This is a genomic window from Croceitalea sp. P059 (genome assembly GCF_031846365.1).
Taxonomy (GTDB): domain Bacteria; phylum Bacteroidota; class Bacteroidia; order Flavobacteriales; family Flavobacteriaceae; genus Croceitalea; species Croceitalea vernalis.
In genome coordinates this window covers 132,644-147,415 of sequence record NZ_JAVRHW010000005.1, presented here as the reverse complement: position 1 = coordinate 147,415, position 14,772 = coordinate 132,644, and the positions used below count along the sequence as shown (strand labels likewise).

Sequence of the window (14,772 nt, the reverse complement as noted above, 5' to 3'; positions counted from 1 at the left end):
CTTTTAGCCTAAAATAATTTTTAATGATGAAATCAATATCTACCTATTATAATGAGCGCTTAAATCTTTTTTTTCTGGAACATCTTTTAATTCCATCTTCATATTCTCGTGATGATGAATTTCTGAGTCAATAGTTTTGTTCGACATCATAGATTTTTTTCCTTTCAACTGCGCAGCAGCATCAATAGTAAAGGCTCCTTCATTGACAATTACGTCCCCTTCTCGAATTCCACTTTGAATTTCATAAAAATCTCCCAATCGTCGACCTAATTCAACTTCAACCATTTCAAAAATTGATTTATCAGAAAATGGTTTTTTATAAACAACGGATCTTTTTCCAGTCCACAAAACGGCTGATTTAGGCAAAATCGGCAGTTCTTTGTTTAAGTTCACTTGATTCACAAGGGCTTTAGCAAACATTCCAGGCTTTAAAATACCCTTTTGATTTTTTATGAATACTCTTACCAAAACAGTTCGCTTTTCTTTGTTTACCAAAGGTTCTATATACGTTATTTTAGCATTAATTTTTTCGTTAGGGAAACTAGTCAATTGAATATCTATTTCTTGTCCTATTTTCAAAAAACTAAGTTGACTTTCATAGGCATCAAATTCACCCCAAAGAGTTCGTAAATCAGAAGTTTTAAATAGTGGATCTCCTTGAGAATAATAACCACCTTCAGAAGCTAATATTTCAGTTATTGTGCCTGTTACATCAGCAAATAAAGGAAAATTAACAATTGGTTTTCCTGCCTCAAGAATTTCCTCAATTTGTTTATCATTCAGTTTCCATAATCCAAGTGTATTTCGGGCTGAGTTAAATAATTTTTTATGTGTATCTCTATACGATATTGAAGTCAACAATTTATCTTGTGCAGCATAAAGTTCAGGAGAATATATAAGACCAATTTCTTGCCCTTTTCTTATTTTTTCCCCAATAGAGTTTTGATATAACTTGTCTATTCTACCATCAAAAAGGGTAGTTTGTACGGCATCATTCTCTTTATTGGTTGTAATTACCCCTGATAGTTTTAAAATACTATTATTAGGGGGCTCAATGCCTACTCTAATTGTTTGAATATTGGCCAAAGTAATAGCATCATCGCTCATTCTAAATTGGTAAGACGATAATTTTTCTTTAACATCTGAAGTAAATACTAAATCCATATTACATAAAGGACAAACGCCGTTCTCTTCATCATCAATTTGTGGATGCATAGAACAGGACCATTTTCCAATAGGATTTACTGATTCATTAATTTCGAGGTCACTAACCTCGGAAGTTGTCCCAAAAATGAAGTAACCCAAGAGTAACCCGATGATCGCAAACACAAAATATGTAATTAATTTTTTTAACATATAAGAGTTAAAATTTAGTTCGCTAAACCTTATTTAAAATTACTTCTTTTCTCCAACAATAAAGCAATGGGACGATAAATAGCGTTATTAATGCCATTAACATACCACCCAGGCAAGGTATTGCCATAGGAATCATGATACTAGACCCTTTGCCTGATGAAGTTAGAATTGGGATTAAAGCTAAAATTGTCGTCGCTGTTGTCATTAAGCAAGGGCGTATTCTCTTTTTTCCAGCTTCGATAACACTTGCTCTAATCGCTATGGTTGTCTTAGGTTTATTTGAATTAAATGACTGGTTTAAATAGGTAGCCATTACTACTCCATCGTCAGTTGAGATTCCAAAAAGTGCAATAAATCCAACCCATACAGCTACACTCAAATTTACCGTTTGAATATTAAACAAATCTCTAAGATTTATTCCAAAAATCGAAAAGTCAAAAAACCAAGACTGACCATATAACCACAACAAAAAGAATCCGCCAGCAAAAGCAACTGTAATTCCTGAGAAAACCATTAACGATACAGAAATTGACCTAAATTGTAGATATAAGACTAAAAAAATAATTAATAACACTACCGGTATTACTAGGCTTAAGGTATTTTGAGCTCTTATATGACTTTCATAAGTCCCACTAAATTGGTAATTTACTCCAGTAGGAATCTTTAAATTATCATTTTTAATCTCATTAGTTAAGTACGCTTCAACTCGTTTTACAGCTGTTACTTCAGAGATTTTATCTTCTTTATCAAAAATTAAATATCCAACTAAAAATCCATCCTCACTCTTAATACTTTGAGGGCCCTTTTGGTACTTTACATTTACTATTTCGTTTAAGGGTAATTGACCTCCATCGACAAGATTTAGATAAACTGATTCAATATCTTCAGGACTTCCTCTTAGCTCTCTTGGGTATCGAACTCGTATATTATAGCGCTCTCTTCCTTCAATGGTTTCTGATATCAGTTTTCCTCCTATTGCTACTGCTAAAGTTTGTTGTATAGTAGCGATACTTAATCCATATCTTGATGCTTTTTCTCTATCAATTTCTAATAAAAGATAAGGTTTTCCGGTTATTCTGTCCGCAAAAACTGATTCAGGTAAAATACCAGGTATAGTCTTCACCTTTTCCTCTAAACTTCGACAAAAGTTTTCGATATCAGCCAAGTTTTTACCATTTATTTTGATGCCTAAATTACTACGCATACCGGTTTGTAACATTACCAATCTCGTTTCAATAGGCTGTAATTTAGGTGCTGAAGTTATTCCAGGTAATTTTGTAGCTTTTATAATTTCATCCCAAATGTCGTTTGGATTTTTAATATGATTCCTCCAATTTCGATAGTATTTTCCGTTCTTGTCAGGAATTAAATCATTAAAATTTACTGAAGAACCTGAGCTAATGGAATTACCTGATTTCGTTTTAAAATTACCTTTCTCATCAACAGAAAAACGGACTAATTCCCCTTCTTCATTTTCAATATATTCAGTTTTGTACGAAATCATATTCTCATACATTGATAACGGAGCAGGATCTAATGCAGATTCAACACGACCTGCCTTACCAATAACATAATCCACTTCGGGTATGGCATTTACAGCTATATCTAAACTTTTTAGAACCCTATTATTCTCTTCAATACCTGAATGCGGTAATGATGTTGGCATTAGAAGAAACTGGCCCTCGTCCATCTTTGGCATAAACTCTTTCTCTGCACTAGAAAAAGTCAAAAAACCAAGAATTACTACAACAATAGGTATTGAAACACTGACTTTTTTGTTCGATAAAACCCAACTTAAAATGTTTTCATAGTATCTCACAAAATAATAAAAAGGTAAAATCACTAGTGCAACGACTACAATAACAAAGATGATATTATTTAATAGGTGAATTTTAAAACCTAGAGGACGCCAATATATTCCTAATAGCAATGCAATAAAAAAGATGATTACTACTAAGTTTGAAGTCTTTAAAATTTTCGAATCTATTTTATCAAAGTAATATGCGATACCTATCAAACCTAAAACAAGTAAAACAAAACCAAAAAGGGAATTATAATATATACTTAAGATTCCAATAAGCGTTACAATAAATGGAAGTAAGGATTTTCTATCGGCCTTTTGATTTGGTTTAAGAAAAAATGTTGCAATTGGGGGAATTAGAAAAAGAGCTATAATCATTGAGGAAAACAATGCTATACTCTTTGTAAAAGCCAAAGGCATAAACAGTTTGCCCTCAGGTCCTGTTAGACTGAATACAGGAATAAAACTTATTATTGTGGTTAAACCCGCAGTTAAAATAGCACCTGAAACTTCTTTAGTCGCATTAAGAATATTATGACTAAACTTTTGATTAGGGTTTTCATCTCTATGTCTAATCATATTTTCTGTAAGAATAATACTCATATCAACTATAGTACCTATGGCAATAGCTATACCTGATAAGGCAACAATGTTAGCGTCAATCGCAAAAAGTCTCATCGTAATAAAAACTGATAAAACTACTAGAGGAATTAATATGGAAACCAAAAAAGACACCCTTATACTTCGAAGAACAATCAGAACTACTAATATGGCTATTAAGATTTCATAATACAATGCGCTACCTAACGTTTTCAAACTTTCATCAATAAAGATGGAACGATCATAAAAAGGAACGATTGTCAATTGAGATATCGTTCCGTTAGCCAGTTGTTTTTTGGGTAATCCATGACTAATATCTTTAATTTGATTTTTTAAATTTATTGAAACCTCCATTGGGTTTTCACCAAATCTTGCCGTGACAACACCACCAACAACTTCTGCTCCTCCCTTATCTAAAATACCCCGTCGTTCGGCAGGACCCATTGAGACATTTGCAATATCTCTGATATTTATACTCGTAAAATCCTTTGAAATGACACTAGTATTTTCAATATCACTTAAAGACTTAATATAGCCTAAACCTCGGACAAAATATTCAGCTTTATTAATTTCAATTGTTTGTGCTCCAATATCTTGATTACTATCTTTTACAGCTTGAACCACTTGGTTTAATGAAATTCCGTATTGTTTCATTAATTCAGGATTCACATCAATCTGGTACTCTTTGACATATCCTCCTACAGAAGCAACTTCTGAAACACCCTCAGTGGAAGCCAATGCATTTTTTACATAAAAGTCTTGAATACTTCTTAACTCTTGAAGATTCCAGCCACCAGTTACTTCGCCATTTTCATTTCTACCTTCAAGTGTGTACCAAAAAATTTGACCCAAAGCAGTTGCATCCGGACCTAATCTGGGCTGGACATTACTAGGTAAAAGATTTTTTGGTAATGCACTTAATTTTTCTAGTATCCTTGACCGAGACCAGTAAAAATCAATGTCATCTTGAAATATTATATATATACTGGAAAACCCAAACATTGAACTACCTCTAACTGACTTTACACCAGGGACTCCTAATAAGTGAGATGAAAGTGGGTATGTGATTTGGTCCTCAATATCTTGTGGTGATTGTCCAGTCCATTCCGTAAAAACAACCTGTTGGTTCTCCCCGATATTCGGTATTGCGTCAACAGATACTGGATTTTTTGGTATGAAATCTAGGCCAAACCCAAAAGGTGATGTCACGACACCAAAGATGATGACCAAAAGAATGGTCACAAATACGACAAACTTATTGTCTACAAAAAACGAAATACTTCTATTCAGCATTTAATGAAGTTAATCACCTTATAATTAACTTAAAAAGACTTATTTAATTGCAATTTTTTGATAAAACCCAATCTTAAAAAGTTTTATAAAAATTAAAACCATAGGCATATGCCTATGGTTCTACACAAATATTAATAATCGTCATTTAGATTTTGATTATTGAAAATTCAGAACGTCTGTTTCGACTGTGCTTTTCTTCCGAACAATAAACATCGTCGTCACATTCATTAGTTAATTCAACCTCGCCTTTAGCCTCACTCTGAATTCTGCTTGAAGCTATTCCTTTTTCGCTTAAATAATTTAAAGTTCGTTCCAATCTGCGAGCGGAAAGCCACAAATTATATTTGTCTGCTCCTCTAGAATCGGTGTGAGATGTTATTTTAATGACTAAAGTTGGATTATTGTTTAAGATATCAACCAATTTATCTAAAAGAGTTTTGTCATTATCGCTTAAATAAGATGAGTTTAAATCAAAATAAACATTGCCTAATTCTTTTATTTCATTTTCAACCAAATTACGTTTAGAATTCTCTTTTTCTAATTTTTCTTTTTCTAAAGCGGCCAATTTAGCAGCTTCTTCCTCCCTTTTTAAACGATCCGCAAGTTCTTTGGCTCTTCTTTCTGCTTCATCAGCAGCTGCAATAGAATCCTGAACTCTTTGATTTTCTTTTTCAAGTTCTTCAAGCAGTGCTAACTTTTCTAAACCTCTGGTAGACAAACCTTTTTCTATACCAAAACGATAAACCGCTCCTGCTGCATGTTGTATATGATTAGTAGAGTTTTCAGAATTCATAGTCCATTTCCCGGTAGAACTAAAATCTAAACCCCAATTTTCTGAAATCCATGTTCTAAATCCGACACTTGCATTATAAGTACCTCTACCTTGATTATTAGCGTCAGTATACCCTAAACCAACTCCCACATATGGGTCAAAAAAACCGGTCTCACCTATAATTTTATTCAAATCGTAGTTTACCCTTAAGTCTAAGGCATAGTAATCAATATCTTCCATGTTCAAAAGACCATCAACCATTTTACCTTCTTTATAGACATTGTATGATCCAACAGCCTCTAGTCCGAGACCATTTTTAAAATATCTTCCAATACTGATTCTAGAAGGATATGGTACTGCATTCCAATTATCGCTAAAATTAAATACGTTCTCAAACTCAGAACCAGCATCATCAACAGCATTAAAACCTAAGCCAAAGACCCATGAATTAACAACGATACTATCTTTTTTTGTTAGCTGAATATCCTGGCCTTGCGACCAAATGAATTGCGCGCATGTAGATAAAAAAACAAATAGAATTAGTCTAAAAGACTTCATGATATAGTAATTTGGGGATTACGGGCGCAAATGTAAGGCAAAATCAATAAAAGACTAACAATAAAACTTTCAAAGGTTAAAAAACATCGACCATAAACGCATCAATACCTATAATGGCAATCATTTAAAGATAATTTTCTTATTGGTTTTAGCTAATTTATAAATAGCAAAAGGGTAAAAAAGGAAATCCTGAGAGTCCTTATTTTCAAAAAAAACTATCTCAATTTCAATACTATTATCAGTTTCACTTTTTCGCAAAAGTTCAATTCTATCCACATCTTTTTGTTCTCCTACACAAGAAATTATAATTGAATATTCTTTAAAATCTACAATGGGTACAGAAATTCCAGGCTTACGGGTCCTATTAAGTTTTGAAAAAAAATTATTTAAAGATTTTTGGTCATCTATCTTTAGATTGAAGGGTTCTTCTGTTGGAAAGTAACTATCCTCTATAATCACAATCATGTCCTGAGCATCGTTATTATTTGATTCGGGCAAGGCTTTTTGTTTACTCTTACAAGATAAAATAAGAATACCTAAAATTACAACATAGCGGAACATAGATTAATATGAATTTTTGAATCGAGACTTATAGGCCCTTTCATAAACATCTTCATATAAGGGTAGTATATTTAAAATATCAAACTCTGAAGCCGTTTTCTGAGCCTTATCTTTAAATTTTTCTAAGATTTTATCGTCACTTAATAAGTAAACTGCATTTTGTGCCATATCATCTACTGCTCCAACATCACTTAAAAAACCTGTTTCACCATGTTTGTTCACTTCTGGAATTCCTCCGGTATTGCTAGAAATTATAGCGACCTTATTAATCATTGCTTCTAGTGCAGCAAGGCCAAAACTCTCAGTTTCAGAAGGCAGCAAGAACAAATCTGAAAAGCACAGAATTCTATCTATTTCATTACTATTACCTAAGAAAAGTACATTATCTGATATGCCTAGTTCTTCACATAATTTCTCTGCGTTTTCCTTTTCTGGTCCCTCACCAACCATAATTAACTTAGAAGGCACTTCTTTTAAAACCTTATTGAATACATTAATTACATCTGGTATTCTCTTTACTTTTCTAAAATTACTAATGTGTGTGATTATCTTCTCATCTTCATTGGCCATTAACGTGCGTTGACAATCAGTATAACCAGCACTATACTTTTTTCGGTCTATAAAGTTTGGAATAACGTTAATCTCTTGTTCAACATCAAAAATGTTTAACGTTTTTTGTTTTAGATCTTCAGAAACGGAGGTGACCACATCAGATTTGTTAATACTAAAAGTGACGGCGGACTTATAAAAAGGATGGTTACCAACTAAAGTGATATCCGTACCATGCAACGTGGTAATCATTGGTATGTAGATTCCATCTTCTTTCAACATTTTTTTAGCCATATAACCTGCATATGCATGAGGAATAGCATAATGCACATGCAATAATTCGATACCATAAAGTTTAATCGTATCTACAAGCTTACTTGATAAAGCTAACTCATAAGGTTGATACCTGAAAAGTGGATAATCAGGAACATGCACCTCATGAAAGTGAATATTGTTGTTTAATAATTCTAATCGAACTGGTTGACGGTAAGTAACAAAATGCACTTCATGTCCTCTTTCTGCCAATGCAATTCCTAATTCTGTCGCTACGACACCACTACCTCCAAAGGTGGGGTAACATACAATCGCTATTTTCATAGGTGTAAAATTAGGGTATTAATTATTGACTAATTGATAAGAGAATCATAAATAGCTTGTTGAATACGAGTTCGAAGGCCTGATTTGACTAATAGATTATTTCTCATACTAGGATATGTTCTATTCGAAAGAAATACATAAACAATTTCTTCATCGGGATCAGCCCAAGTATAGGTACCTGTAAAACCGCTATGCCCAAAACTCTTTCTTGAAACACAGCCACATGTAGGACCTTTATCTTCTAACTGAGGTTTATCAAAACCTACTCCCCTTCTTACATCTTTATGACAGAAATAACAGGTATTGAACTTCTTGACCGTTCGTTCATCAAGAAAACGCTCTCCACCATAATAACCACCTTGTAAATACATCTGCATAATTTTAGCTACATCATTCGCATTACTAAAAAGGCCTGCATGACCACCTACTCCACCTTGCATTGCAGCCCCCATATCATGAACATAACCCTGAACAGTTTGATAGCGGAAATAGTCATCTTCTTCAGATGGTACAATTTTATCTTTTTCAAAATTTTCTATAGGATTGTACCCAGTTCTGCTAGCCCCAATTGACTTAAATAAAAAATTATTGACTAAAACATCTAATGAATTATCATAGGTGTCTTCGATATATTTTTTAAATACATAGTAAGCTACATCACTGTAACGATATCGATTTGATTTAAGCTCTTGTCTACCTATTCGATTATAAATAGAATCTTTATAAACATTGGCCAAGTATAATCCATCACTAACTTTTATTGAATAATCTTCCGTTGGAACATTCTTATAAAACTCAATTGATGGTTTTCTATTTTTATCCAAAGTACTTACATAAAATGCTATCCATGACGGTAATCTTCCATAATGAGATAATGCTTTTAAAACTGTGACATCTTTCAATTCAGATTCTTCGTATTCAGGTATAAGATCTTGAAAAGTATCATTAAGTTTTATTTTTGATTCTTCTTCCATTTTCATTATCATTGGTAAGGTTCCCAAAATTTTAGTTAACGAAGCTAAATCATACATATAATCATCGGTAATACTATCCTTAGCATCATAAGTGGGTTTACCAAAGCTTTTATTATAAATAACTTTACCTTTTCTAGCAATCACTACTTGCGCTCCGGGATACATCATAGAATCAATTCCCATTAACATAAGGCTATCAACAGCAGCTAATCTTTCAGAATCAATACCTACTCTTTCAGGAAAACTGTACCCTAAACGAGCAATTTCTTTAATATCAACGCCTGAATTAACTGGGAAAATCCAATTGGCAGATACTGGTAATCTACCCTTGGTAGAAATTGCACCGAAAATGGCTTCAGCAGTTTTTTCTTGGGCCATTTTACTGTTTTGATAACCAACTACCACACCATCAATGGTATCAAAATTAACAACATCAAGTAATGCATATGGTTTAGTAAATACTGTTAAAATAGTATTACTAGTGCGTAGCCTAGAAATTTCTTGAAGCCAAAAAAGTTCGTTTTTTGAAAATTTATGACTCTTCCAAGGGCTTTCATTATTTTTATGTAATCCTATGATAACAAGGTTATATTCTTTTAATTTTTCTTTATAACCGGAAATATCCTTTGCCTTAATTTCTGTTACCTCCCCATACTTTTTTAAAGAATTAAGAAAACTATCACCCGATTCTTCTCCAAAACGGACATATGCTATTTTCTTATTATCTAGTTTTCTAATTGGTAATAAGCCAAACTTATTTTTGACAACAGTGATAGCATTTTCTATGGCCTTCTCATAAACCAGGTCATTCTCTTTGTGATTCAAATCTTGATAAAGATTATTTAAATCGATTGGGGTAAAATTATTTAGTCCCGATTTATATTTGGCCATCAAAATTTTCTTAACCGATTCTTTTAACCGTTCCTCTTTTATTTTGCCCTTCTGATAAGCCTTTAAAATCTTTGCTTTTGCATTTAAAACATCTACAGGCATTAATAACATGTCATTACCCGCATTAAAAGCTGATAACTCCACTTCACCCTCTGGAGCAAATTCTGAAACCGCTTTCATATTCAAAGCATCTGTAAATACAAGACCTTTGAAACCAAGTTCAGTTTTTAGTAAATCTGTAATTATTGATTTTGATAAGGAGGATGGTGAACCTTTTTTCTTCTCTAAACTGGGAATATCTAGGTGGGCCACCATAACACTGCTAAGACCTTCTTTGATAAGTTCTTTGTATGGATAGAGCTCAATACTATCCAATCGTGTTTTACTGAATTCTAAATAAGGCAAAGAATGATGTGAATCGGTTGCCGTATCACCATGTCCTGGGAAGTGTTTTCCAGAAGATAATACCCCCATACTTTCCATTCCTTTCATAAACGCAATACCACTTCTGGCAACATTCAACTTATCTTCACCAAAAGAACGGTTACCAATAATAGGATTATTCGGATTAATATTGATGTCAATATCAGGAGCGAAATTGATATGAACACCTAAACGTTTTGCATGTTTTCCAACCTGACGACCAACTTCATAAATGGCTGAATCGTTTTGAATAGCACCTAAGGTCATATTCCACGGAAAGGCATAAGTTGAATCTAAGCGCATTGCAAGCCCCCACTCGGCATCCATACCAATTAACAAAGGTGTTTTTGAAGCCTTTTGATAAGCATTGGTTAATTTGGCTTGTCGCATTGGACCTCCCTTTGAAAAAATAACCCCTCCAATATGATGTTCACGAATTAATTTTTCAACCTTATCTGTAGCATTCTTATTTTGATTTGAAGCAACACTAACCATAAACAATTGCCCAATGCGTTCTTCTAGGGTCATAGATTCGTATTTTGAATTAACCCAGCTCTCTTGAGCTAATGTATCTGAAACAACCAAAGGATTTACCTGTGAGGAACAAATGTAAAAGACTAATAAAAAAAAGGTCAAGTAAAAGTTTCTCTGCATACTAAATTGTCTAGGGAATCAACTAATAGCATCTAAAAATATTGTATTTCATCGAGGAAACTGCAGAAAATAGGGGAAATCAAAGGTATTTAGGATGAAATTCACATAAATCGACCATGCCAACTGTCAGAAGCAGCTACCTCCCAGTTTTCTATATATTCTTGTTTTGTAGCGACCAAATTATTAAATACTACAGTGTTTTTGGATACTGCACGTTGCTTTGCCATTTTCTTAAAATCAACTAGTGTCTTATATGCTATAAATTCTCCTTGTTTATAAGAAACGTTCATTTTATCTAATAAATCTACTTTGTATTTCTGTTCCAAATTCTGTATAAAATGAACCGAAGCATCAATAGAACAACCTGAAGCACTGGATTGTGTTTGGTCTAAACCTAAAATAATAAATCGTTTGTACTTAATTTCAAAACCAGCCTTCAAATCACTGCCATGGGCCGTCCATTGCTCCAAGAATTTAGAAAAAGAATCATTTATCTCTTTAAGCTCAAGTTCAGAAAGACTACGATTACACTGATAAATCCAGATTCTTGCACTCCCGGGAAGTTCTTTAAAATTCACTAGCATAATTCTTTTTTTCAAATACTTTTAAACCAGCTCTACCAAAATTATAAATCTTCAACATTGGCAATTAATTCTGCAACATCGAGCACGGCAATAGAAGCCTCTTTCTCTTTGTTTTTTACTCCATCAGTCATCATAGTATTGCAAAATGGGCAGGCAGCAGCAATAATTTCTGGTTGCGTAACTAAAGCCTGTTCTGTTCTTTCAATATTTACATCTTTATCACCTTGTTCGGGTTCTTTGAACATTTGTGCCCCACCAGCACCACAACAAAGACCACGTTTGCGACAGTTTTTCATTTCAACTAATTCTGCGTCTAATTTGGCAATTAGTTCTCTAGGAGCCTCAAATACACTATTTGCTCTTCCTAAGTAACATGGATCATGATACGTAATTCTTTTTCCTTTGTATGTTCCACCCTCCAAAGTGATTTTACCATCGTCTACCAATTGTTTTAAAAAAGTGGTGTGATGAACAACTTCATAGTTACCTCCAAGACTGGGGTATTCATTCTTAATAGTATTAAAACAATGTGGGCAAGCCGTGACTACTTTCTTTACTTCATAGCCGTTCATAACCTCAATATTGGTCATTGCTTGCATCTGAAAAAGAAATTCATTCCCAGCTCGTTTTGCCGGATCTCCAGTACAGCTTTCTTCTGTACCTAATACCGCAAAACTAACGCCAGCTTTATTCAAGATTTTGACAAATGCCTTAGTTATCTTTTTAGCTCTATCATCAAAACTACCAGCACAACCAACCCAAAAAAGTACTTCAGGTTGTTTACCTTCTGCAAAAAGCGAAGCCATCGTTGGTACATTCATATTATTTTCCATTACAAAAATTTAAGATTCTTGAACCCAATTCAATCTATCCATTTGATTAAAAGGCCAAGGGGCACCATTGTTTTCTAAATTACCCATCATATTATTTAAATCAGATGGAGCTGCCGATTGTTCCATAACTAAATACCTGCGCATCTCCACAATAATTGATAAGGGGTCTATACTTACAGGGCATGCTTCTACACATGCATTACAGGTCGTACAAGCCCACAATTCTTCTTTGGAGATATAGTCGTCTAAAAGTTGTTTCCCATCTGGAACGAAAACTCCTTTGTTAGCGTCCATGTTTTTACCTACCTCTTCTAACCTATCACGAGTATCCATCATGATTTTTCTAGGAGAAAGCTTTTTGCCTGTTTGGTTGGCAGGACATTCTGAAGTACATCTTCCGCACTCAGTACAGGTATATGAATTTAATAATTGAACCCAGTTTAAATCTTGAACATCAGAAGCTCCAAATTTTTCAGGAACCTCGGCATCATCTGCTGGAGCGGCAAATGGATCAGCCGATGGGTCTAACATTAATTTAACTTCATTGGTTACAGCTTCCAAATTATCAAACTCACCTTGTGGTTTTAATTTACCATAGTAAGTATTAGGAAATGCTAGCAATATGTGCAAATGCTTAGAATAATATAGATAATTAAGAAAGAATAAAATTCCTAAGATGTGAAGCCACCAAGCACTTCTCTCTATAATAACCAAAGTAGAAATTGACATGCCATCGAAAAGTGGTGCAACAAATTGACTTACGGGAAAAGAACCGGCCTGCCGATAATGTTCGGCTCCTAGCTGTTGTAACTGAAAATCAGTTGCGTTCATAGTTAGAAATAAAAACATTAAAACTACTTCAATGTAGAGAATAAGGTTGCCATCTTTTTTTGGCCAACCATCCATTTCCGGTTTTATAAAACGCTTGAGCCTTATAATGTTTCTTCGAAGCCAAAAAACTACAACAGCAATAATTACTAGTAATGCAAGAATTTCAAAAGAACCAATTAAAAAGTCATATAAAGCTCCTAATGGTGCAAAAATTCTATGGGTACCTAAAAGACCATCAATAATAATCTCTAAAACTTCAATATTGATGATAACAAAACCAACATAAACAATAATATGTAAAAAGCCGGCAACGGGTTTAACAACCATTTTTGTTTGACCAAGGGCAATTCTGGCCATATTCTTCCATCGCTGTGATTTGTTATCACTTGCATCAATATCACGACCAAGTTTAATATTTCTTGAAAGTTTTTTTACGTTTTTGGCAAAGAAACCAAAGCCAATTGCCAAAGCAATTGCAAATATTATATTCGGAATATACTCCATATATTAATTTTCTTTAGTTGCTGCTGGATCGTTCTCTGGTACTTCATAATCCTTTTGTTTTTTCCCAAAAACAGAAACATTGACATACCTTTTAGGATTCAATCTAAAATCTTGTAATAACAAATCTAATTCTCTTGAAGCATTTGAAAGATTATTATAAAATTCATCATCATTAGCTAACTTTCCAAGAGATCCTTCTCCCCTTTCTATTTTACTCAATAATTCATTCAAATTATCAACCGTCCCCTGTAATCCTTTTATAGTTCCTGCTAAATCACTTTTAGCCAGTTCTTCAGATAATTCAGCAAAATTCTCAGTTATGGTGTTCACATTTTTTATAGAACTGTCCAATTCCTTTTTATTTGAAGCAAGTACATCATTTAAAGTATTTGCACTTACTTGAAAGGATGTCACAAGTTTATTTAAACCTGCGATACTTTGACGAAGTTCTAATTTAGTCCGAGCATCCAAAACATCATTCACATTCATCAATAAGGAATCTGCATTAGTTACTGCTCCTTCAACTTTCATCTGCAATGGCGTGAGTTTTTCTTGAACCAAATCAGTAATACCTGGTTTAACTGCTGAATTTAAGGTGTCTCCTGATATCGCCAATGGACTATCATCAAAAACAGGAATTATTTGAATTCCTTTACCACCAATGATTCCGGTATCATAAATTTCAGCCAAACTGTTCTTTGTAAAGCCGTACCCTTTATTTACTTTGAAAGTAACGATTGATTGAAACTTGTTGTCCTTAAATTTTATACTAGTAACATTTCCAACTACCAGACCATTAATCGAAACCTGAGTCCCACTTTGCAAGCCACCCACGTTATCATAGACGGCATAGAAGGTAGACGAATCATCAAAAAACGAAGAAGATTTTAAATAACTAAAACCGAAGATGACGGCTAGAATTCCTAAAACGACTAAAATTCCGGTCTTAACTTCTCTAGATAGTTTCAAAAGTTATGCTTTACTGTTCTAA

10 protein-coding genes are annotated in these 14,772 nt (G+C 33.6%); all 10 read right to left on the bottom strand.

Features of this window, described 5'->3' with window-relative positions:
• Positions 1-39: 39 nt before the first annotated feature.
• The 10 genes from RM542_RS14085 to RM542_RS14040 all read right to left on the bottom strand — a co-directional run bounded on the left by RM542_RS14085 (position 40) and on the right by RM542_RS14040 (position 14,750).
• Positions 40-1,356, bottom strand: a complete 1,317-nt coding sequence (locus tag RM542_RS14085) for an efflux RND transporter periplasmic adaptor subunit (protein ID WP_311386388.1) — start codon at positions 1,354-1,356, stop codon at positions 40-42.
• Positions 1,357-1,378: 22 nt separating this feature from the next.
• A complete protein-coding gene (locus RM542_RS14080; protein WP_311386387.1) occupies positions 1,379-5,050 on the bottom strand; it encodes an efflux RND transporter permease subunit in 3,672 nt (1,223 codons plus the stop codon).
• Between the two features lie 145 nt (positions 5,051-5,195).
• On the bottom strand, positions 5,196-6,380 hold the full coding sequence (locus RM542_RS14075) for an OmpA family protein (protein WP_311386386.1): 1,185 nt from the start codon (positions 6,378-6,380) through the stop codon (positions 5,196-5,198).
• Positions 6,381-6,500: 120 nt separating this feature from the next.
• Positions 6,501-6,941, bottom strand: coding sequence for a hypothetical protein (locus RM542_RS14070; protein WP_311386385.1), 441 nt, complete (start codon positions 6,939-6,941; stop codon positions 6,501-6,503).
• A 3-nt stretch (positions 6,942-6,944) separates the two neighbouring features.
• Positions 6,945-8,087 (bottom strand): N-acetyl-alpha-D-glucosaminyl L-malate synthase BshA, encoded by a 1,143-nt coding sequence (gene bshA, locus RM542_RS14065; RefSeq protein WP_311386384.1) that lies wholly within the window; start codon positions 8,085-8,087, stop codon positions 6,945-6,947.
• Between the two features lie 29 nt (positions 8,088-8,116).
• Positions 8,117-11,029: a glycoside hydrolase family 3 N-terminal domain-containing protein gene (locus tag RM542_RS14060; RefSeq protein ID WP_311386383.1), complete on the bottom strand. Its 2,913-nt coding sequence runs from the start codon at positions 11,027-11,029 to the stop codon at positions 8,117-8,119.
• A 101-nt stretch (positions 11,030-11,130) separates the two neighbouring features.
• The gene (locus RM542_RS14055) at positions 11,131-11,613 is read right to left on the bottom strand and encodes an ABC transporter ATPase (RefSeq protein ID WP_311386382.1); all 483 of its coding nucleotides are present in this window, start codon (positions 11,611-11,613) and stop codon (positions 11,131-11,133) included.
• Positions 11,614-11,654: 41 nt separating this feature from the next.
• Positions 11,655-12,446, bottom strand: coding sequence for a (Fe-S)-binding protein (locus RM542_RS14050; RefSeq protein WP_311386381.1), 792 nt, complete (start codon positions 12,444-12,446; stop codon positions 11,655-11,657).
• Between the two features lie 9 nt (positions 12,447-12,455).
• Entirely contained in the window at positions 12,456-13,781 is a 1,326-nt protein-coding gene (locus tag RM542_RS14045; protein WP_311386380.1) for a (Fe-S)-binding protein, read from the bottom strand.
• 3 nt (positions 13,782-13,784) lie between these two features.
• Positions 13,785-14,750, bottom strand: a complete 966-nt coding sequence (locus RM542_RS14040) for an MlaD family protein (protein ID WP_311386379.1) — start codon at positions 14,748-14,750, stop codon at positions 13,785-13,787.
• Positions 14,751-14,772 lie beyond the last annotated feature (22 nt).